This window comes from Marinomonas spartinae (assembly GCF_900089775.1).
GTDB lineage: Bacteria > Pseudomonadota > Gammaproteobacteria > Pseudomonadales > Marinomonadaceae > Marinomonas > Marinomonas spartinae.
Genome location: NZ_FLOB01000017.1, coordinates 12,464 through 31,967, shown reverse-complemented (window position 1 = coordinate 31,967; position 19,504 = coordinate 12,464). Strand labels below are relative to the sequence as shown.

Genomic DNA, 19,504 nt, shown 5'->3' with positions numbered 1-19,504 from the left:
CCTCACAAAGACATTTCAATTAAGCGTGGGGCTTTTGCATCACACGCCGCTTTAAATTCACGCATTAGCTCTGCGTTATTGGTGACACAAACAGAATCCACACCATAAGCTTTTGACAAGGCTTGCCAATCCACTCGAGGCCTATCCAATTCCGTCAACGCCAAGGAATTTTCACCAAATTCGGTCACGCCATAGCGACGTAATTCATTTTGGAGAATGTTGTATTTATGATTCGCGGCAATCAGAATCACCACAGGCAGATTCTCCCGCGCGATGCTCCACAAGGCTTGAATGGTGTACTGGGCACTGCCATCCGATTGCAAACAGACAACGGTATTACCCGGTTCAGCCAAGGCGGCGCCGAAGCCCGCTGGAATTCCTTGTCCAATGGCACCACCCGTATTGGTTAATACGCGATGACGCGCCGCCAAGGCAGATTCGGTGAAAAATGGATAACCACAGGTGCCACCTTCAACCGACACAATGCAATTGTCCGGTAAGGCACTGGAAACTATTTTTCCGATAGATTGTGGGGTTAAAGCCTTATTTGCCGCAGGCAATTCAATGGTGCCTTCTAAATCTTTATGGGCTGGGGCATTAAGCAATTCCGCGAGGGCTTCCATAGCGCCTGACACGTCATCACCCACATCCGCCAGCGTCACCAAACGATCCGTCTCTGCCAAACGCGAAGGCATCCCTTCATAACCAAAATAGGCAATCGGCTCAACCACTCCGGCACAAACCACTTCATCGTACTGCTCTAATTCAGCAATGGCTTTTTCAGGGAAGTAAGGCAAACGGTCAAGGTCTGGCAAACCACCCCCACGGTGAGAAATACGTGGAAAGGTTTCAGCAAACATTTTGATGCCTGGCAGCTGACCAATTCGGCCGGCAGCGGTTAGGCCTTTTTCATCCAAACCATTATCACCCACAATAAAAACCAGACGTTTACCGGCTTTAATACGCTCAGCTACAGCTTCAACATAATCCGCTTTAAAGTGGCGCTTCGGAGGCAGAATAGAAACCTTAGGCATACCTTCTGTTAACGCTTTGGCTTGTAAATCCATCGGCAGAACAAGAGTTGAAATTGCCCCAGAAGGTTGCCAAGCGGCTCGCATAGCCGCCGCAAAATCCTCGACCAAACGATCAACGGATTTAGAGGTACGGAAAAATGCAGAAACCGGACGTGCTAGAGATTCAATATCGCTCGCCAACGGTGGATCATAATTCACATGCCAAGATGCGTGATCCCCCACCAAGTTAACAATCGGGCTGTTGGCACGGCGCGCGTTATGCAAGTTGGCAATGCCATTAGCAAAACCAGGGCCCAAATGGGTCAGCGTCAAGGCAGGACGGCCCGATACTCGACCATAGCCATCCGCCGCGCCAGTACATACGCCTTCGAACATACTGAGAACAGGACGAAATTTTGGCTCACTGTCCATTGCCGCCACAAACGGCATTTCCGTGGTTCCTGGATTTGCGAAACAGTACTCTACACCTGAGTCGACTGCCGCCTTAACAATTGCTTCTGCACCATTCATAGAAGAACCTCTTTATTTAACTTATTCTCACATTATGCGAAACAATAACACCATGTCAATAAATAAAATACGCTTTATTTGATAAAAACAGTCAAATGTAAGATTTTTATGATATTTTTGCCCGGCATTTTTATTTTTCTATCATCATTCTCAAAATACGAAAAAGCATACATGCAGCAAAAAAAACAGCGTAAGCAGATAAACCGCTCACGCTGTCAAAATGGAAGGAAATCTCTAAGACAAATATGTCTAAAGAAAAAACAATTATTTATTAATATGCACGACCTGAAGCGAAGTGAACTCCAGTAGCCCCTCTTCACCAAACTCCACCCCAAAACCCGACATTTTACAGCCGCCCATGGGAATATTTGGCTGAATTTTAGCGTGAGTATTGACGAACGTCGTACCACACTCTAAACGAGAAGCCAGCGCCGTCGCCTCTGCTGTATCAGGCCCCCAAACCGAACCATCCAGACCCACATCTACACCATTGGCCATATCTATCGCATCATTCACATCAGAGTACTTGACGATAGGCAACGCTGGACCAAACTGCTCTTCTTTCACCAACAAAGCATCATTAGCAATATCAGCGACCAGTGTTGGCGGATAGAAATAACCAGCACCCTCAAGTGGCTGGCCGCCCGTTAATATGGTCGCCCCACCTTTACGGGCATCTTCCACATAATCCACAATAATCTGAAGTTGATCTTTATTTTGTACGGGACCAAAGTTCACACCTTCGTCCATACCATTACCAACTACTTGCTCATTGGCAATGGCAACCAGAGCAGCACACATATCATCATAAATAGACTCGTGCACATAAAGACGTTTGATCGCCCCACAGGTTTGTCCCATGTTCAAGAAAGCGGCCGCAAAAATATCGGGAGCGACTTTCGCTACATCCGTGCCCTTTAATACGATGGCCGCATCATTACCGCCTAACTCAAGGGTCAGACGCTTCAAATTATCGGCCGCATTGCGCATCACCGACTGGCCCGTTTCTGTGGACCCTGTGAAGACAATTTTATTAATCTGTGGGTGAGAGGTAATACCACTACCAATACCACGCTCACCCGTGATGATATTGATCACCCCTTTTGGCAAATGATTATTGATAATTTCCACCAGTTTAATGGTACTTAGAGGTGTTAAGCCAGACGGCTTGTTGACTACCGTATTACCTGCCCTTATAGCAGGAATGATGTGCCAAATAGCAATCATTAAAGGCCAGTTCCAAGGTGTAATAGAAGCCACCACACCAAGGGGTTTACGGTGTATCTCAATACGCTTAGTGTCGGTCTCTTCTGCCACTTCCACGGGAATGTCTTGAGAAGCGGCATAGCGCAACCAAGCGACCCCCGCCTCTACCTCACCCATAGCAAGCGGTAATGGTTTACCTTGCTCAGCAACAATCAATTCAGCAACTTCGCGAGCACGCTCCTCTAATTCGTCACCCGCTTTGTTTAAAGCGCTTTTACGCTCCTCATGACTGGACACCGACCAGCTTTTAAAGGCGGCTTGTGCCGCTTGGACAGCTTCCTCTAATTGGGATTTATCCCCATTTGCACAGGTTGCCACAACATCCAGTGTGGCGGGGTTGATAACATTGAAAGGAGCATTATTCCCTTCTACCCATTCCCCATTGATCAGAAATTTAAAATGACGACTCATTGCTTACCTCCACCTACTTGCGATGCTTAGTACAGTTCTAAAACACGGCATGGACAATAAATTACCCCAGTAGCGCCATCAGCGTATTAAAACCACTCTAAGTAATTCCGCCAAGACACGACACCAAAAAACACAATGTAAGATTTATTACATATAAAAACACCAATGTAAACGATATTTTTCACTTTTTTCTCAAATAGAGAAAATACACTTTAATGGATCCTTCTCCAAAATACACTTTCCTTCATTGTCCTGCATATGAGAATAGAGGCATTTTTTAATCACAAATTAAGTGTCATACTAACAACATAAAAAAATACAAAAGTCTCACCATATAAAAAAATAAAATGAAAACAAGGTATTTAAGCCGTTTTCTTCAAACACTTGGTTAAATAGTGCTTTCGAACCTATAATCTACACACTTATCGATAACTAAGGGGTTTATGTGTCCAGTCTCAATAAAATGTTAAACGTCCTCAATATTTTTGGGCCAGGCTCTCTCATCATCAATGTGGACGACATTGCGAAAAAACTGTCTCTTTCCCGTGCTACCGCCTATCGCTATGTACGAGAGCTGTGTGATGCCGGCTTATTAACCCGTATTGATACAAGCTATACTCTGGGCCCCAGAATCATCGAACTAGATTGGATGATGCGCCAGCATGATCCGCTCATCTCCCATGGACGCGAAGTGATGGCTGATCTATCGAAAAACACCGGACTCACCGTCTACATGAGTGTGTTTTACGATGGTCACATCATCAACACCCATATCGAATCCGATATTAAGAAGTATGGTTTCACCTTTGGCCGAGGTCGTCCTTTGCCGATTTTTAAAGGCGCCCAATCTAAAGTGCTGGTAGCCTTCCAAAAAACCAACCGCTTGAAAAAAATCTATGATGAGCAGATTGAGCCAAGTGACGACTATAATCTCACCTGGAAAGAGTTTAATTCGGAAACGAAAAAAATCCGCAAAGACGGCTTTTGCGTGACTCACGATGAGCTAAATCTTGGCCTAACAGGGATTGCCGCTCCCATTCTCAATCTTGAAAACGATGACATTATCGGCAGCATCGCCTTTGTGGGTACCACCAGTGCATTCGAGTTATTTCGCTTTGAAGCGGTGGTTGAACGTCTTCAGCAGGCCACTGCACGCATCGAAAAAGGCGCCCACTTAGACAACGAGCAAGAGACGGATAACACCTAAAAAACGCTAAAAAAACGCTAAAAAAACGAATCACACACCAAAAGCGGAGCCGGCACAAGGCACTCTGCTTTTGATGTTATGACACAAACGCCTCTCCTCACGATCACAACGCATTCCCTCCTTCCCCATCGAGAAAAATCACATTGCAGTAGGCAACAATCCAAAAACAGTGTTATGAATTAAGATCTAAAGGTTCATGAGAGAAAAGCACAATTCTATATAACCTGATCTAAGTCCTTTAAACAAAAAAACCACGAGGCATAAGCCTCGTGGTTTTTTGATTTCTTTTTTTGATTTTCTAGAGAATAGCGAAGATTAAATGTATTCGACTTTCTCAATTTCATACACTGCTTCACCACTTGGGATTTTGACAGTGACTTCGTCACCCTCTTCTTTCCCAATAATGGCTTTTGCGATCGGAGACGCATAAGAAATTTTCTTCAATTTCACGTCTGCCTCATCGTCACCCACAATTTGATAGGTAACAGTGTCTTCGGTATCTACATTGAACAAGGTCACCGTTGTGCCAAAAACCACTTTACCAGTCGCTGGCATCGCTTTGACATCAATCACTTGTGAGTCCGCTAATTTCCCTTCGATCTCTTTAATACGACCTTCTGTAAAGCCTTGTTCTTCACGCGCAGCGTGATATTCTGCATTTTCTTTTAAATCGCCATGTTCACGTGCTTCTGCAATATCAGCAATCACGCGAGGACGAACTACGGATTTAAGGTGGTTAAGCTCTTGGCGGAGACGAGCCTCTCCTTCCACCGTCATTGGTACTTTTTTCATTATTTCCCCAAGTGCAAATCTTGCAATCTTCTAACTTTGGTTTCACCTTTCAAGCTGATCGCCATACTTGTCGCTTCAGCACCGGCCAATGTCGTAGTGTAACAAACCTTGCGCAGTAATGCTGTACGGCGAATCACAGAAGAGTCCGCAATGGCTTGCGTTCCGGCAGTGGTATTAATGATGTAGTCAATTTCACCGTTTTTCAGCATATCAACAATATGCGGACGACCCTCGTTGACCTTGTTGACTTTATCAACGGGCACACCATGGGCCGTTAAGTGTTTCGCCGTCCCTTCTGTTGCCACTAAATTAAAGCCTTGCTCAAGCAAACGACGCGCCACCTCCACGGCCCCATCTTTGTCCATATCACGGACACTGATAAAGGCACGACCAGACGTCGGTAACACCGTACCACCGCCTAATGCCGCTTTGCCGAAGGCTTCGGCGAAGGTATCACCCACGCCCATCACTTCACCCGTTGACTTCATTTCAGGTCCAAGAATCGGATCGACACCTTGGAACTTATTGAATGGGAAAACGGCTTCTTTCACACTGTAGTAGGCAGGAATGATTTCTTCAGTAAAACCAAGCTCTGCTAGTGTCTTACCAGCCATAACCAAGGCGGCCACTTGTGCTAAAGAACGACCGATACACTTAGAAACGAAAGGCACGGTACGTGAGGCACGAGGGTTCACTTCGATCACATAAATTTCGCCATCTTGAACCGCAAGCTGCGTGTTCATCAAACCAACCACACCCAGCTCAAGGGCCATGTTTTTGATCATTTCACGGATTTGATCTTGAACATCGCTAGGCAGTGAGTAAGGTGGCAAAGAACAGGCCGAGTCACCAGAGTGGACGCCAGCTTGCTCAATATGCTGCATGATGCCGCCGATTACCACTTGATGACCATCACAGATGCAGTCAATATCGATCTCAATCGCCGCATTTAGGAAGTGATCCAGTAACACAGGGCTGTCGTTGGAGACTTTTACCGCACTGGTCATATAGCGCATCAATTCTTTTTCGTTGTAGACGATTTCCATCGCACGACCACCTAGTACATAAGATGGACGGACCACAAGCGGGTAACCGATGTCGGCGGCTTTTGCCGCCGCCTGCTCAACACTGCGCACTGTCGCATTATGAGGCTGTTTGTAACCTAGGCGCTGAATCATGCTTTGGAAACGCTCACGGTCTTCGGCACGGTCAATCGACTCAGGTGTCGTACCGATGATAGGCACCCCTTCGTTCTGCAGCGCGCGGGCAATTTTCAGTGGCGTTTGTCCACCAAACTGCACAATCACTCCTGTGGGTTTTTCCGTGCGGACAATTTCTAGCACATCTTCTAGCGTGACTGGCTCGAAATACAAACGATCAGAGGTATCATAATCCGTCGATACTGTTTCTGGGTTACAGTTCACCATGATGGTTTCGTAACCGTCTTCACGTAATCCTAGTGCCGCGTGAACACAGCAGTAGTCAAACTCAATACCTTGGCCGATACGATTTGGACCGCCCCCTAGGATAATCACTTTTTCACGATCAGTCGGGGCCGCTTCACACTCGTCTTCATAAGTGGAGTACATATACGCGGTATTGGTCGCAAATTCTGCCGCACAAGTATCCACACGCTTGTAGACGGGGTGAACCTTCATCAAATAGCGACGCTCGCGCATGGATTTTTCTGTCACACTCAGCAAGCTTGCAAGACGTGCGTCAGAGAAGCCTTTGCGTTTTAGACGACGCAACACATCGTAGGTCATGTCAGCCAGACCTTTGTCTGCCAAGGCCGCTTCTTCTTTGATCAAATCTTCAATTTGCACCAAGAACCAAGGGTCGATACCCGTAACTTGATAGACATCATCAACAGACATGCCTGAACGGAACGCATCGCCAATGTACCAAATACGCTCAGAGCCGGGAGATTGCAGTTCAAACGCCAGTTTTTCTTTACTGTTTTCTTCACTGAAATCCAACTGGGGATTAAAGCCATCCGAGCCAGTTTCTAGGCCACGCAACGCTTTTTGTAGTGACTCTTGGAAGTTACGGCCAATCGCCATTACTTCACCGACTGACTTCATTTGCGTCGTCAGGCGGTCATTCGCTTGCGGAAATTTCTCGAACGTGAAACGCGGAATTTTCGTTACAACGTAGTCAATCGCAGGCTCGAAGCTGGCTGGTGTTTGCCCACCTGTGATGTCGTTTTTCAATTCATCCAATGTGTAGCCGATGGCTAATTTCGCCGCGATTTTTGCAATAGGAAAACCCGTCGCTTTTGACGCCAATGCAGAAGAACGCGACACACGAGGGTTCATTTCGATGACCACCAAGCGGCCTGTCTTCGGATCCATACCAAACTGAACGTTGGAACCACCGGTTTCGACACCGATTTCACGCAATACGGCCAACGAGGCATTACGCATGATTTGGTATTCTTTGTCAGTCAGGGTTTGCGCTGGGGCGACGGTGATCGAGTCACCTGTGTGTACCCCCATGGCGTCGAAGTTTTCGATGGCACAAACGATGATACAGTTGTCGTTCTTATCACGAACCACTTCCATCTCGTACTCTTTCCAACCGATCAAAGATTCATCGATCAATAGTTCATTGGTTGGGGATAGATCCAAACCACGAGTACAAATTTCGTCGAACTCTTCCATGTTGTAAGCAATACCGCCACCGCTTCCGCCCATGGTGAAAGAAGGACGGATAATACAAGGGAAGCCCACTTCCGCTTGCACTTTCAGAGCTTCTTCCATGTTGTGTGCAATGCCAGCACGAGGACATTCCAAACCAATCGCTTTCATTGCTTCGTCAAAACGGTGACGATCTTCGGCTTTGTCGATGGCATCCGCTGTGGCACCGATCATTTCGCAGTTGTATTTTTCTAATACACCGTGGCGTTCAAGATCCAGCGCACAGTTCAGAGCGGTTTGCCCACCCATAGTTGGTAACACCGCATCTGGGCGCTCTTTCTCAATAATCTTCTCAACAGTTTGCCACTCAATCGGCTCAATGTAAGTGGCATCGGCCATGACAGGGTCGGTCATAATGGTCGCTGGGTTAGAGTTCACCAGAATAACGCGGAAGCCTTCTTCACGAAGTGCTTTACACGCTTGAGCACCGGAGTAGTCAAATTCACAGGCTTGACCGATGACAATAGGGCCTGCACCTAAAATTAAGACGCTTTTTATGTCAGTACGCTTTGGCATAGTATTCGTTCCTGCTCAGGCTTTGGTGGCTTTGATGTTTTCGATAAACTGATCGAACAGTGGCGCAACGTCGTGTGGCCCTGGGCTCGCTTCTGGGTGACCTTGGAAGCTAAACGCCTTTTTATCTGTTCGCGCAATACCTTGCAAAGAACCGTCGAACAAGGATTTGTGAGTCGCTTCAAGATTCGCAGGCAGCGTGTCTTCGTCCACCGCAAAACCGTGGTTTTGGCTGGTAATCATCACAGTGCCTTTTTTGATGTCTTGAACTGGGTGGTTAGCCCCATGGTGACCGAACTTCATTTTCTTAGTAGTTGCACCGCTAGCAAGGGCCAACAACTGGTGTCCAAGACAGATACCAAACACAGGAATTTCAGTCTCCAAGATGTCTTTGATAGCTTGGATCGCGTAATCACATGGTTCTGGATCACCCGGACCATTGGAAAGGAAAACCCCATCTGGATTAAGCGCAAGTACATCACTTGCTGGCGTTTTCGCTGGCACGACCGTCAAACGGCAGCCACGTTCGACCAACATGCGCAAAATGTTTGTCTTCACGCCAAAATCATAAGCAACAACATGGAAGTCAAAAGACGCTGGAATGGTGTGACCGTTTACCAGATCCCAAGTAGACTCTGTCCACTGGTAAGAGGCTTCTGAGGTCACCTCTTTCGCAAGGTCCATACCTTTTAGGCCAGGGAAAGCTCGCGCAGCAGCAATCGCCGCCTCTTCATCAAGATCTTCTCCTGCCATGATACAACCCGCTTGCGCACCTTTTTCTCGCAAAATACGCGTGAGTTTACGTGTATCAATGTCGGCGATACCGACTACCCCTTTGCGTTTTAGGTAAACATCTAAGTCTTCCTCTTTACGCCAACTGCTTGCCAGTAATGGTAAGTCACGGATAATTAACCCCTCACACCATACTTGTTTGGATTCTTCATCTTCAGAGTTAACGCCAGTGTTGCCAATGTGGGGATAGGTCAGAGTGACCATTTGTCGAGCATAGGAAGGATCAGTAAGAATTTCTTGATAACCAGTCATCGAAGTGTTAAATACTACTTCGGCGGTTGAGGAGCCATCTGCTCCGATCGACACCCCTTTAAAAATTGTGCCATCTTCCAGAGCCAGAATCGCTGATGTTGCCAAAGGAACCTCCCATTTAGAGCCTATCAGGTTGCAAAAAAGCGAGATAAACCGGCGGCTCATCTCGCTTTTAAGAAATTGCGTTTTTGCCGTTCATCTATTGATCAAATATCAATAGAACTCGCGTTCAAAAAATCTGCCCAATTCTACTCTGATACACCCATGGCGTCCACTCAATAGCGTCAAAAATAGGTAAAAACTCACGATTAAAGCAAATTCACTCTTGACTTTTTGGTCAAGATTAATTTCAGGTACGACCTACGACTAGCACAACAACCCATCGGCAACCTTTTGTGTGGCTTCGTAGCCTTCAAGATTCGCCAATACGCCAAGGGCAAACGCCATAGCTGTTGCTGGGCCTTGACTGGTAATAATATTGCCATCCATCACCACAGGCTGATCAGAAACATATTCCGCACCCGTTAACCCTTTTTCAAAACTAGGGTAGCAAGTAGCCTGTTTATCAACCACAAAACCATGGGTACCAAATACTAGTGCTGGTGAGGCACAAATGGCGCAGAGTAGCGCATCCTGAATATCGTGTTTTTCCAACATATCGATCAAAAGCTCACAGTCACGTAGATGCTCTGCCCCAGGCATTCCGCCAGGCAGAACAATAGCATCGTATTGTTTGTCCGCCACATCGGTCAATAGCACGTCCGCTTCTAGCTTACTCCCAAACGCCATTGTCACTTGCTTAGCCTCTTCTATACTGGCTACTGTCACCTCGACACCACCACGGCGTAGTACATCAATAATGGTAATGGCTTCAATATCTTCACTGCCATTGGCAATGGGAACTAATACGTTACTCATGGTCTTTCTCCTTGATATGAAATGGTTAGATTAAATAACAGCGCCGCTTCATTACCCTGCTCACTTTGATAGTAGTTTTTACGCCGTCCCATCAATTCAAAGCCAAGCGATTTATATAGGGTAATCGCGCCTAAGTTCGATTCCCGCACCTCAAGTAAACACTCACTGACAGGCTGTTCTCTGCCCATATTTTGCCGCTTGATAGCGTCGAACCAATGTGTCATCAATTTTCTTGCTAAGCCTTGTCGACGAAAAAAACGATCAACCACAATGAGCTCAAGTTCAGATTGCTCAAATAACATGGACGCCGTCAGCCAAGCAGAAATGTTTATACTACCCTGCTCATCACAACTTTCAATGACCCAGTTTTGGCGAGTCGCCAAGGCGTCTTTGATCAGATTCTCCCCCCAAGGATGTGGATTAGAATCCATATCAAGGGACACAATCGCCTCTAGGTCGTTTATTGAGGCGGAACGAATACGATGCTGCTGTAAGTTAACTAGATGGGTCATTTACACACTCCAAATCATGGCGCATGGATAAATTATTAGAAAAGGGCTGTTTGCATGATTTGCCATGCTTCTTTGCGCAACTCAGGAATACGAAATAGCTCAGGTAGGCTGACAATACGAGCAACTGGGAAGGCGTTTAATGGACTCTCACTTGGTAGTTCATTAAATAGCTCGCTAATACTAGCACCAGCCAATACTATTTTAGGCGGTGATAGGAAGGACTTACTAACACGCTGTACAAAGCCTTCTAACGCACCCAGCAACCAATCTTGACGCGTTACAAAGTATGGATTTCTAAGACCACCAGGCCACGATAAGGCACTGCTTGACCACTCTTCAATCGGCTGTTTTAAAAGTGCTTGGCCCATTTTCAATGCTAAGCGCTCAATGTCTTCCTGCTGAGTGAACGCCGTTGGCACCTCTGTCAAAATTAGCAACTGATTAGCCAGAGCAAACGCACGCAGTTCAAGACGCATGATCTTACGCTTAGTCGGCTCAACGTCTTCTACGGGGACATCAATGTCGACGGCATATTCTTCGATTGGCTGCAGATCTTCGACAATAATATCGGGGCCAGCATTAAGCTGCTCACGCAAATTGGCAACAGATTGCTCTTTCGCTTCAGGTGCCACTACCTTCGGCGGCGTTTCAACCACGCCAAAGCCTTGCGTCTGCCCTTCAAGAATCGGAGCCTTAGCAACCGGCTCAAACGCTTGATCCATCGGCCAAGGATTAGCGGGATAAAAAACCGTTCCCGGTGCCACCTGATTGTCTGGCAGCCAAGTCATCACCCCCATTTGGGCTAAGCAATGCACCTGAAAAGCCTGTTGATGATCCAATTCCTGCGTCATAACACCCTTTATTTCAACGAAAAAGACAATGATCACACCACAAAAACAAGGATGCTCTTATTAAATCGACATGCTTATAAAAACATCTATGTACTTTTGCCAAACAGCCGACAACCAAAGAGCATTTACCAAACAAAGTGCGCTAATAGCTGCATCACCGCAAACGCAGCAACACCGGCGAGAATATCGTCAATCATAATACCAAAACCGCCATGAACATTTTTATCAAACCAAGAAATCGGCCAAGGTTTCAAAATATCAAATAAGCGGAATAACACAAACCCCACGGCAATATACAGCCAGCCCGTTGGCGCTAACCACATGGTAATCCAAAAGCCAACAAACTCATCCCATACAATACCAGAATGATCGTGTACTCCTAGGTCTTTGGCCGTTTTATGGCACAGAAAAATACCCAATAAAGAAGCCGCAACCAACATAAAAAAATACTGAATATCAGACAAATACTGCCAGATAAAAAAGAAAGGAATAATCGCCGCTAAAGTACCAAACGTACCCGGAGCTTTAGGGGCAGCCCCCGATCCTAAGCCAAAGGCAAGAAAATGAATAGGATTACGCCAAATCGACGCAGGAACAGGATGTGTCATGAATAATGTCCGTTAATTATCGTCGAGAGCTTTGCACAGCTTTTACACGCGCCAATGCCCTATTAAAAATGCTGCCAACCACCAAGATCGCCATCGTATCCGTTAATGGTAAAGCCAGACTCAACAATAGTCCCAACTTTCACACAGGGTAGATGCAACGTTTGAATGATCAGTTGAATGTCTTGGGCAGCGCTTGATGGGGCAGTAAAACACAACTCATAATCATCACCACCTGTTAAGGCTAATGATAACGCCGACTCGGGTTGCCACGCCACTAACTCTGACGAAATTGGCAAAGCGTTTGCTTCCAAATGCGCTCCCACGTTGGAAGCCGTTAAAATATGCTGAATATCTTGTGCTAAGCCATCGGAAATATCCATCATGGAATGCACAACACGTTTAAGCGCCATACCAGCAATTAAGCGAGGTTGAGGCCGCCAAAAGCGCTCATAAAAATAATCAAATCGTTCACTGGTCACATGCAGCTCTCCAGTCACGATTGGAACAGCGGCAGCGGCATCGCCCAATAAACCAGTGATGTAGATATCGTCACCGACTTTGGCATTAGCTCGTAATGGTACTTGATCAGCCTCCACGTATCCATGTACTTGCAAGGTGAGGGTTAACGGCCCTTTAGTGGTATCTCCGCCCACTAGAATCAGCCCTATTGGTTCGGCCAACTCCGCCATCCCTTGGGCTAACCCTGCTAACCACTGGGGATCCGACTCTGGAATCGTCAGTCCCAAGGTAAAAAAAGCGGGCTTTGCCCCCATAGCAGCCAAGTCGCTCACACAGGTTGCCACCGCTCGATAACCAATATCCACAGGATCCGCATCAAAAGGAAAATGTCGCCCTTCCACCAAGGTATCCATGGAAAACACTAGACTTTGCCCTGCTGGCACCTGTACCTGAGCACAATCGTCCCCAATCCCCAGCAAAATATCCTCACGACCACGCGTATTCGCCATCATCGAGGCTTGGAAGATATGTTTGATCAACTCGAATTCTTTCAAAAACCTATCCTTACTACTGACATAACCGACCAGATCATCATCCTGATGTTTGGCAAGTGTAATTTGAAAGCAGAAGGATACTAGATTGTGGGATGGATGTCAGAGACAAAACAGGACCAATCACATGATAACGGATCGTCCCTGATTTGTGACGTTAACGTTTATTGAAGAAATTTATCACCAAAGTACACTCCCAGAGAATGGTGTTTTTTGGAAAGACGCTCGAGAAGACAGCAACACCTCAAACGGTTAAAATCTCAAAAAGCCGCTAAGCTGTAGATATCAACACTCTCTTCTTAAGTGAACAACACAGGGCATCGACCAGGGATTTTTATAAAAATAAAGAAGGTATCGTCTAATAAGAAACACCTTTTCAATTACTCTTCACCCTATGTCCAGATTACATATTGAGCAGTAATCTATATTGTTGGCTTTCAGAAAAAAACAGAGTGGAGTCAGACTTCTAAGAATGGTACTTTTAAATTGTTATTGGCTGAGTCACCACTTGATGGATATTAGCATTAGCCACATCAAATATTTTTTCTGCTAACTGAATAGGCTCTTGTCTATGAGCAATCACCACTCGTGTGACACCTAATTGACAACATCAATATCAGAATAAGGTTTGAAGCTAGCATTAACGAAGGAGCCAAATAGAAAAACATACTCTATTGGAAAAATATTATTTCTTGCAATAACCCCTCTCCTAAAAATCAAAAATTTACCTTTTCTTTAGAGATCTATGATGAGCAAAAATAAAGTTCCCCACTACTATAGAAAACTCCAAAATAGCGAATTATTTTCCTGTTTTAGTTCAGGTAAAAAAAACAAAAAAATTTAATGATGAATTAATTTATCCGCCCACTCTCCCAAAAAATAACTTACTTTGTATAATATAATTATTGATATTATAAAAATAGGATAGATTGACCATCCTATATTATCTTTTTTATTGCGATACCTAGCAGCTGCAACCATTCCTAAAAAAACATACCATATTAATAAAAAAAACTCGGGGATTTTCACTGAAAAGATAATAAAAAATAGAGATGGAAGTATAAGCCCTGTATAAATAACTATACGGTTCTCGCCTAGAAAAACCAAAAACCTCTCGAAAAACTTTAACATCACACAAAACCTCATTATATTTTCCATAAATAGCTCTGCACTTTCTTGGCTAATTATTTATGAATCCAACCATTCGCCAATCTCATAACCCGCATAGCCTATACCTCCTCCCACAACGGCTCCAATTGCAGCTCCAACTGGCCCACCTTCGACAAAGCCCGCAACAGCACCCGCAGCAGCACCCTGAGAAGTTGATTCACCAGCACCAGCACCAGAAACTGCATTTATTTCGTCATTTGAGAGAGGTAAAATTTGAGAATGATTATTTAATAACATGAACTAAGTTCCTCCTAAACGTAGATAAGTTTTGTACCCGCAATAGAAAGTCTAATAGTCATCCATGACAGTGATATTTTATAAAAATATAAAACCTTATAGAAACCAGAGAAATCATAGTAAAATAAATTGTGAATAATTTATCACCCCTTTTGAGGCTATTTTTGCTCCTTAATATCTAAACCAGCACGAAGTAACAGTATTTTTAAGTGATCATTAATCAGCTCAAGGCGATCCTGAAGACGATGGTTAAAAGTAAGGCCCACAACGGCAATACCAATACCTAACGCCGTCGCATATAAAGCCGAACCAATACTCTTAGACACCAAACTAGGGTCAGATACTCCAGACTCCGCCAACGCTTTGAATGTATCAATAATACCAAAAATAGTGCCCAACAAACCAAGCAATGGAGCCCCGGCAACGATAGCTTCTAAAATCCACAGACGTTTGACGAGCAGCCCTCTCATTGAGATATAGATTGCTTGGCTTAAATCTTCCAATTCATTATGGGAACTGACTTCGCCAACCCCTTCAAAAAACTCTTTCAGTAGAGCAAGAGGTAAACAATTCTTACTTCGAACTGTCTCCGGAATATCATCAAATTGGCGAATCCGCTGTTTTAATACTTTTTCAAGCTTACGAGACTGACGCAAGGTAAACGAAAAATAAATACTTCTCTCAACAATAACAAAAACACCAACAATGGAAGCAAAATACATGATGTAAAATGTTGCGTCATGTATAAAATTCATATCTATATTCATGAAAAACCCTATTAACAATAAAAATTTGATTTGAAAACAATTTCTCTTAGACTAAATTAAAAACTAGCTTCTAGTGAAACCTCAAAAAAACGCTCCTCCCCCACTAAATACTGAGGACTTTTTGCTTTATAGGTATTACCATTACTTGTATGTTTTTTTGAAGAGAAAGAGTTCGAATCAACACCAGAAAGGTAGTCTTTATTGAGCAAGTTATTGACAGATAAACGCACTGTTGGTTTTTTTATTGTCGTAGATACATATGGAATACGATAGCCTAGCGAAAGATCAAGAATACCGTAACCAGGAATAGACTGTTCGTTTGTCATATCGCCGTATTGTTTCCCTACAATATGCTCAGCTAGTGACCCATAATAGACACCATTATCATATCCTAACATAAGGTTAAGTATGTGCTTTGGTACCCCAGCAACTTGATTACCTTTTGTTGGCAAAGTCACGCCATTAGAGGATATATCATTTTTTTGCTCAGACTTTGTATAAGTATAAGAAGCATAATAATTAAAGTTCTGAGGAAGCAGCCCACTAAGCTCAAGTTCTATTCCCGAGTTGACCACTTTACCAATATTTTTCATAACATATTGGTTATCACTGTTTTTAGTAGAAAGTTGTCTATTCGTAAAGGCTAAATGATAGAGTGTAGCACTGTAGTTGATAGCATCTGATTGATAACGCCAGCCTAACTCATTATTCCAACTTAGCTCTGGTTTTGTACTAATAGAATCACCAGCATTATAAAGAGCATAATTTTGTGGTGTACGCATATTTTCAGATACATTATAAAAAACCGAATTATTATTATTCACTTGATATTTAACACTTGCATTCGGTAACACATGGGAATAGGTGGCCGACACTTTTTTAGGTTGATCAAACAAGCTTCCTTTATTATTACCTTCGCGCTTAACATGGGTATAATTTACGCCTCCAAATAAAGTCAAATTATCGGTGGCATTCCAAGTATCATTTAAGAAAATCTTTTGCGCTGGCGTAATCGTAATATACTGGCGCCCTTGAACGGTTCTACCATTCGCATCTTTCACTTGATTAGGGTTATCGAAATTAGCCCATATATCTGATGGACTACCATCACTATTCAGAGGAATATAAGGCTTACTTTGACGTTGTCTTGCTCGTTCATACCAGTAGCCCACTTCAATATTATTGACCATACTGGAAGCCCAATCGAATTTTGTCGTAATACCTGGGCGCCAGGTTTCAGTCCAAGAGGGGCGATAGTAGCTACCTGATGTCAATACGCCATCTTCTTTATATTGATTTGAAGTTTTTAGATTACTAAGATCATATATGCCACCTTTATTAGAACCACTGTTTAGATTCTGAATAAATGCTGACGCCCCTCCACCATTTGCCACATAGAAATAGGGAGAAACGGTAAAAAGCAAAGAGTCACTAATATGAAACCGTCCAGTAACGGAAGAGGTGATATTTTCAAACGGGTTCTGAGCTTGCTTATAATAGCTACCTGAAATATATCGAGAGCCATTTTTAGTTTTAGTTTCTATTCTATCAGGAAGGTCGACTTTGTGGTTGGCATGATATTGAGATAATGTTGGTGTTCCATATTCAATACCTTCTTGCCTATGCCATTTAATAATAGCATTAACGCTATTTCCATCATCTCCTCTCCAAAGAGAGTTAAGCTCTATTTTATCTGCTTTTATATCACCAGGACCTTTCCATTTTTCCGAGGTGGCGTGAGACAGAGATAAATAGTTTTCAAAACCACCAATATTACCAGTATTGAAACGTACAAATGTTTTCTTTAAGTTATGACTGCCGAAAATCTGTTTAACAAAAGCCCCTGAATCTTTCGTTGGTCTTACAGAAACCAATCCTATATTGCCACCACTAGATCCTATATGGGGAGCATCGCTGTCTGACGTACCTTGAGTAACAAAAACTTCCTCCAGATTTTCAGGGTCACCTAACAAGTTAGGATATACCTTATAATTGCCTGAGTCATTAATAGGAATACCATCCATTGTCACTCCTATTTGGCTTGCATCCATGCCTCGCATAGTGAATTGAAAACCACTAAGACCCGTATCATCATTACTGATAACAGACATACCAGGTGTATATTTTAATTTATCAATGCCATTTTCTGTCGACGCCTGTTTATTCAATGCTTCCTTTGTGACGGTAGAACGAGCTTTGGCAGCGTCTTCCTGGACCATTTGTCCGCTGTCCTTCGCTTGTCCTTCCACACTCACTGTGCCGACATCGACTGAGTCACTAGCGAATACATAGCTGGATACGCTACCAATTAAGCCAACGCCCATTAGTCCTAGGAAAAACCTACCATTGTTCATTAATTAACTCCTCTTAATAATTTATGAACGGATCGTCAACTCATTGATACCTTATTGACCAACCGTATATACAAATGTCGCTGTAAATCGATAATAGTTATGTCCATCAAAACTACCTTTTGGAAAAGGCGCCACATGTTCTATCCGTCTTAGACTTTGATAAGCTGCTCTATTAAGCAACATACTACGAGATTTTTTTTCTATCCCTCGATCTATAATATTTCCCGCTCTATCTACTTTAAGCCATACAACAACACTTCCTTGTGGTCGTTGTAATGAGGCCGCTCTCCCTCTTGGATATTGCTTATAGTTTTCCAATTCTGAACGTATGTTTTGTATATATTCAGCCTCTAACGAAGGTGATTGATTTGAAGAGGCATGCATGCCTTTTTCTTTAGAAATCACTTCAGAGCCTACTTTCCCTGATATTTTTTTATCAGATCGAGTTTTCATTAACGATTTTTCATTATTAGCCACTTTATTTTTATCTGTTTTTATATTTTTAATTTTTGGAGATGCTTTAACCGGTTTTGGTTTTGGCTTCTTAACCGGCTTTGGCTTTAGTTTCTCAACCGGTTTTGGCTTTGGTTTCTCAACCGGTTTTGGCTTTGGTTTCTCAACCGGTTTTGGTTTTGGCTTCTCAACCGGCTTTGGCTTTGGTTTCTCAACCGGCTTTGGCTTTGGTTTCTCAACCGGTTTTGGTTTTGGCTTCTCAACCGGTTTTGGTTTTGGCTTCTCAACCGGTTTTGGTTTTGGCTTCTCAACCGGTTTTGGTTTTGGCTTCTCAACCGGCTTTGGCGTTTCTTCTATCTTCTTTTCTGGCGGCTCAACAGGCTGAGGTGGTGGCGTTTCTATTACCTTTGGCTGAGGAGTTTCAACAGGGTTAGGAGCTGAGCTTGAAGTATTAGCATAAGCAGCATTCACAAGGGCGACATTAACAGTTGATAGGTCATATTTTTGTTTTATGTCTAATGAAGGTTGCTGTATCAAATATAGACAAAAACCTAACACTATAAAAACTGGCAAACATGCCAGAAAATAACGATTTTTATATATAAAAAACATATTGTCGTTCTTATTAGTTTTTATTTTTTGTTGCGATAGAAATGGATTTAAAGCCACTGCCTTTTAGCAAATCCATTATCGACACTAAGCGCTGGACGTCGATTCCTTTATCGCATCGAATAATAATCACTAAATTTTTATTTTTCTCTTTTAGCTGTTTTAAACTATCAAGAATTTTGATTTTCGATATATCTTTCCCATCTAACTGCAATCTGTCATTTTTGCCTAAGGTGATAATAGCGTTATTTTGAGGCTTTAATACTTGAGCGTGGCCTGATTCAGGAAGAGATGTTTTAATTCCCAATGCAGGTATAACGTTCAAGCTAATCAAAATAAAAAAAACCAATAAAAACATCATCACATCAATCATTGGAATAATTTCAATATGAAGACGCTTCTTAGTGGGCTCGTTCCAACTTCGCATAATTTAAAACACCATTAAAATGACAATAAAAATCTATACAGCACTAAAAATTTAGACTGCAAAAAAATAAAAAACACTTATCAATCCTGACTGCTTGGTCATACTAGTTTTT

The 19,504-nt window shown here is 43.5% G+C and carries 17 protein-coding genes; 1 reads left to right on the top strand and 16 read right to left on the bottom strand.

Going from position 1 to position 19,504, the window contains the following annotated elements; genetic code table 11:
- Positions 1 to 2: 2 nt before the first annotated feature.
- Both MSP8886_RS20140 and MSP8886_RS20135 read right to left on the bottom strand, forming a co-directional pair.
- Complete coding sequence (locus MSP8886_RS20140; protein WP_067020293.1) at positions 3 to 1,544, bottom strand: acetolactate synthase large subunit; 1,542 nt, start codon at positions 1,542 to 1,544, stop codon at positions 3 to 5.
- Between the two features lie 264 nt (positions 1,545 to 1,808).
- Positions 1,809 to 3,221 carry an aldehyde dehydrogenase family protein gene (locus MSP8886_RS20135; RefSeq protein WP_067020290.1) on the bottom strand — a complete coding sequence of 471 codons (1,413 nt, stop codon included), beginning with the start codon at positions 3,219 to 3,221 and terminating at the stop codon, positions 1,809 to 1,811.
- A gap of 445 nt (positions 3,222 to 3,666) precedes the next feature.
- Between MSP8886_RS20135 and MSP8886_RS20130 the strand changes: the two genes are divergently transcribed.
- Positions 3,667 to 4,428, top strand: coding sequence for an IclR family transcriptional regulator (locus MSP8886_RS20130; protein ID WP_067020287.1), 762 nt, complete (start codon positions 3,667 to 3,669; stop codon positions 4,426 to 4,428).
- A 315-nt stretch (positions 4,429 to 4,743) separates the two neighbouring features.
- Here MSP8886_RS20130 and greA read toward each other — a convergent pair whose 3' ends face one another.
- The 14 genes from greA to MSP8886_RS20055 form a co-directional block, all read right to left on the bottom strand.
- A complete protein-coding gene (gene greA, locus MSP8886_RS20125) occupies positions 4,744 to 5,220 on the bottom strand; it encodes a transcription elongation factor GreA (RefSeq protein ID WP_175365329.1) in 477 nt (158 codons plus the stop codon).
- The gene (gene carB / locus MSP8886_RS20120; protein WP_067020284.1) at positions 5,220 to 8,435 is read right to left on the bottom strand and encodes a carbamoyl-phosphate synthase large subunit; all 3,216 of its coding nucleotides are present in this window, start codon (positions 8,433 to 8,435) and stop codon (positions 5,220 to 5,222) included. Before carB ends, greA begins: the two co-directional genes overlap by 1 nt.
- Before the next feature lie 15 nt (positions 8,436 to 8,450).
- The gene (gene carA / locus MSP8886_RS20115; RefSeq protein WP_067020281.1) at positions 8,451 to 9,581 is read right to left on the bottom strand and encodes a glutamine-hydrolyzing carbamoyl-phosphate synthase small subunit; all 1,131 of its coding nucleotides are present in this window, start codon (positions 9,579 to 9,581) and stop codon (positions 8,451 to 8,453) included.
- Between the two features lie 261 nt (positions 9,582 to 9,842).
- Entirely contained in the window at positions 9,843 to 10,394 is a 552-nt protein-coding gene (locus MSP8886_RS20110) for a DJ-1 family glyoxalase III (protein ID WP_067020279.1), read from the bottom strand.
- Positions 10,391 to 10,906, bottom strand: coding sequence for a GNAT family N-acetyltransferase (locus tag MSP8886_RS20105; protein ID WP_067020276.1), 516 nt, complete (start codon positions 10,904 to 10,906; stop codon positions 10,391 to 10,393). Before MSP8886_RS20105 ends, MSP8886_RS20110 begins: the two co-directional genes overlap by 4 nt.
- A 35-nt stretch (positions 10,907 to 10,941) precedes the next feature.
- A complete protein-coding gene (locus MSP8886_RS20100; protein ID WP_067020273.1) occupies positions 10,942 to 11,757 on the bottom strand; it encodes a hypothetical protein in 816 nt (271 codons plus the stop codon).
- A 125-nt stretch (positions 11,758 to 11,882) separates the two neighbouring features.
- Entirely contained in the window at positions 11,883 to 12,365 is a 483-nt protein-coding gene (locus MSP8886_RS20095) for a phosphatidylglycerophosphatase A family protein (protein WP_067020270.1), read from the bottom strand.
- 62 nt (positions 12,366 to 12,427) lie between these two features.
- Positions 12,428 to 13,378 (bottom strand): thiamine-phosphate kinase, encoded by a 951-nt coding sequence (thiL, locus tag MSP8886_RS20090; RefSeq protein WP_083201065.1) that lies wholly within the window; start codon positions 13,376 to 13,378, stop codon positions 12,428 to 12,430.
- Between the two features lie 594 nt (positions 13,379 to 13,972).
- Positions 13,973 to 14,095 (bottom strand): nucleotidyltransferase domain-containing protein, encoded by a 123-nt coding sequence (locus MSP8886_RS22845; protein WP_139063186.1) that lies wholly within the window; start codon positions 14,093 to 14,095, stop codon positions 13,973 to 13,975.
- Positions 14,096 to 14,563: 468 nt separating this feature from the next.
- A complete protein-coding gene (locus tag MSP8886_RS20080; protein WP_067020265.1) occupies positions 14,564 to 14,782 on the bottom strand; it encodes a hypothetical protein in 219 nt (72 codons plus the stop codon).
- A gap of 158 nt (positions 14,783 to 14,940) precedes the next feature.
- The gene (locus MSP8886_RS20075) at positions 14,941 to 15,537 is read right to left on the bottom strand and encodes a MotA/TolQ/ExbB proton channel family protein (protein ID WP_217491189.1); all 597 of its coding nucleotides are present in this window, start codon (positions 15,535 to 15,537) and stop codon (positions 14,941 to 14,943) included.
- Between the two features lie 68 nt (positions 15,538 to 15,605).
- Complete coding sequence (locus MSP8886_RS20070) at positions 15,606 to 17,903, bottom strand: TonB-dependent receptor (RefSeq protein ID WP_067020262.1); 2,298 nt, start codon at positions 17,901 to 17,903, stop codon at positions 15,606 to 15,608.
- Positions 17,904 to 17,954: 51 nt separating this feature from the next.
- Positions 17,955 to 19,025, bottom strand: coding sequence for an energy transducer TonB family protein (locus MSP8886_RS22375; protein ID WP_175365328.1), 1,071 nt, complete (start codon positions 19,023 to 19,025; stop codon positions 17,955 to 17,957).
- Positions 18,982 to 19,392: an ExbD/TolR family protein gene (locus tag MSP8886_RS20055; protein WP_067020257.1), complete on the bottom strand. Its 411-nt coding sequence runs from the start codon at positions 19,390 to 19,392 to the stop codon at positions 18,982 to 18,984. Before MSP8886_RS20055 ends, MSP8886_RS22375 begins: the two co-directional genes overlap by 44 nt.
- Between the last annotated feature and the right edge of the window lie 112 nt (positions 19,393 to 19,504).

Coding starts and splice junctions, on each gene's coding strand:
- MSP8886_RS20140 (WP_067020293.1), bottom strand. CDS start 1,544: ATGAATGGTGCAGAAGCAATTGTTAAGGCGGCAGTCGACTCAGGTGTA.
- carB (WP_067020284.1), bottom strand. CDS start 8,435: ATGCCAAAGCGTACTGACATAAAAAGCGTCTTAATTTTAGGTGCAGGC.
- MSP8886_RS20095 (WP_067020270.1), bottom strand. CDS start 12,365: ATGACACATCCTGTTCCTGCGTCGATTTGGCGTAATCCTATTCATTTT.
- MSP8886_RS20105 (WP_067020276.1), bottom strand. CDS start 10,906: ATGACCCATCTAGTTAACTTACAGCAGCATCGTATTCGTTCCGCCTCA.
- MSP8886_RS20080 (WP_067020265.1), bottom strand. CDS start 14,782: ATGTTATTAAATAATCATTCTCAAATTTTACCTCTCTCAAATGACGAA.
- MSP8886_RS20135 (WP_067020290.1), bottom strand. CDS start 3,221: ATGAGTCGTCATTTTAAATTTCTGATCAATGGGGAATGGGTAGAAGGG.
- MSP8886_RS20110 (WP_067020279.1), bottom strand. CDS start 10,394: ATGAGTAACGTATTAGTTCCCATTGCCAATGGCAGTGAAGATATTGAA.
- MSP8886_RS20075 (WP_217491189.1), bottom strand. CDS start 15,537: ATGAATTTTATACATGACGCAACATTTTACATCATGTATTTTGCTTCC.
- MSP8886_RS20055 (WP_067020257.1), bottom strand. CDS start 19,392: ATGCGAAGTTGGAACGAGCCCACTAAGAAGCGTCTTCATATTGAAATT.
- greA (WP_175365329.1), bottom strand. CDS start 5,220: ATGAAAAAAGTACCAATGACGGTGGAAGGAGAGGCTCGTCTCCGCCAA.
- MSP8886_RS20100 (WP_067020273.1), bottom strand. CDS start 11,757: ATGACGCAGGAATTGGATCATCAACAGGCTTTTCAGGTGCATTGCTTA.
- MSP8886_RS20070 (WP_067020262.1), bottom strand. CDS start 17,903: ATGAACAATGGTAGGTTTTTCCTAGGACTAATGGGCGTTGGCTTAATT.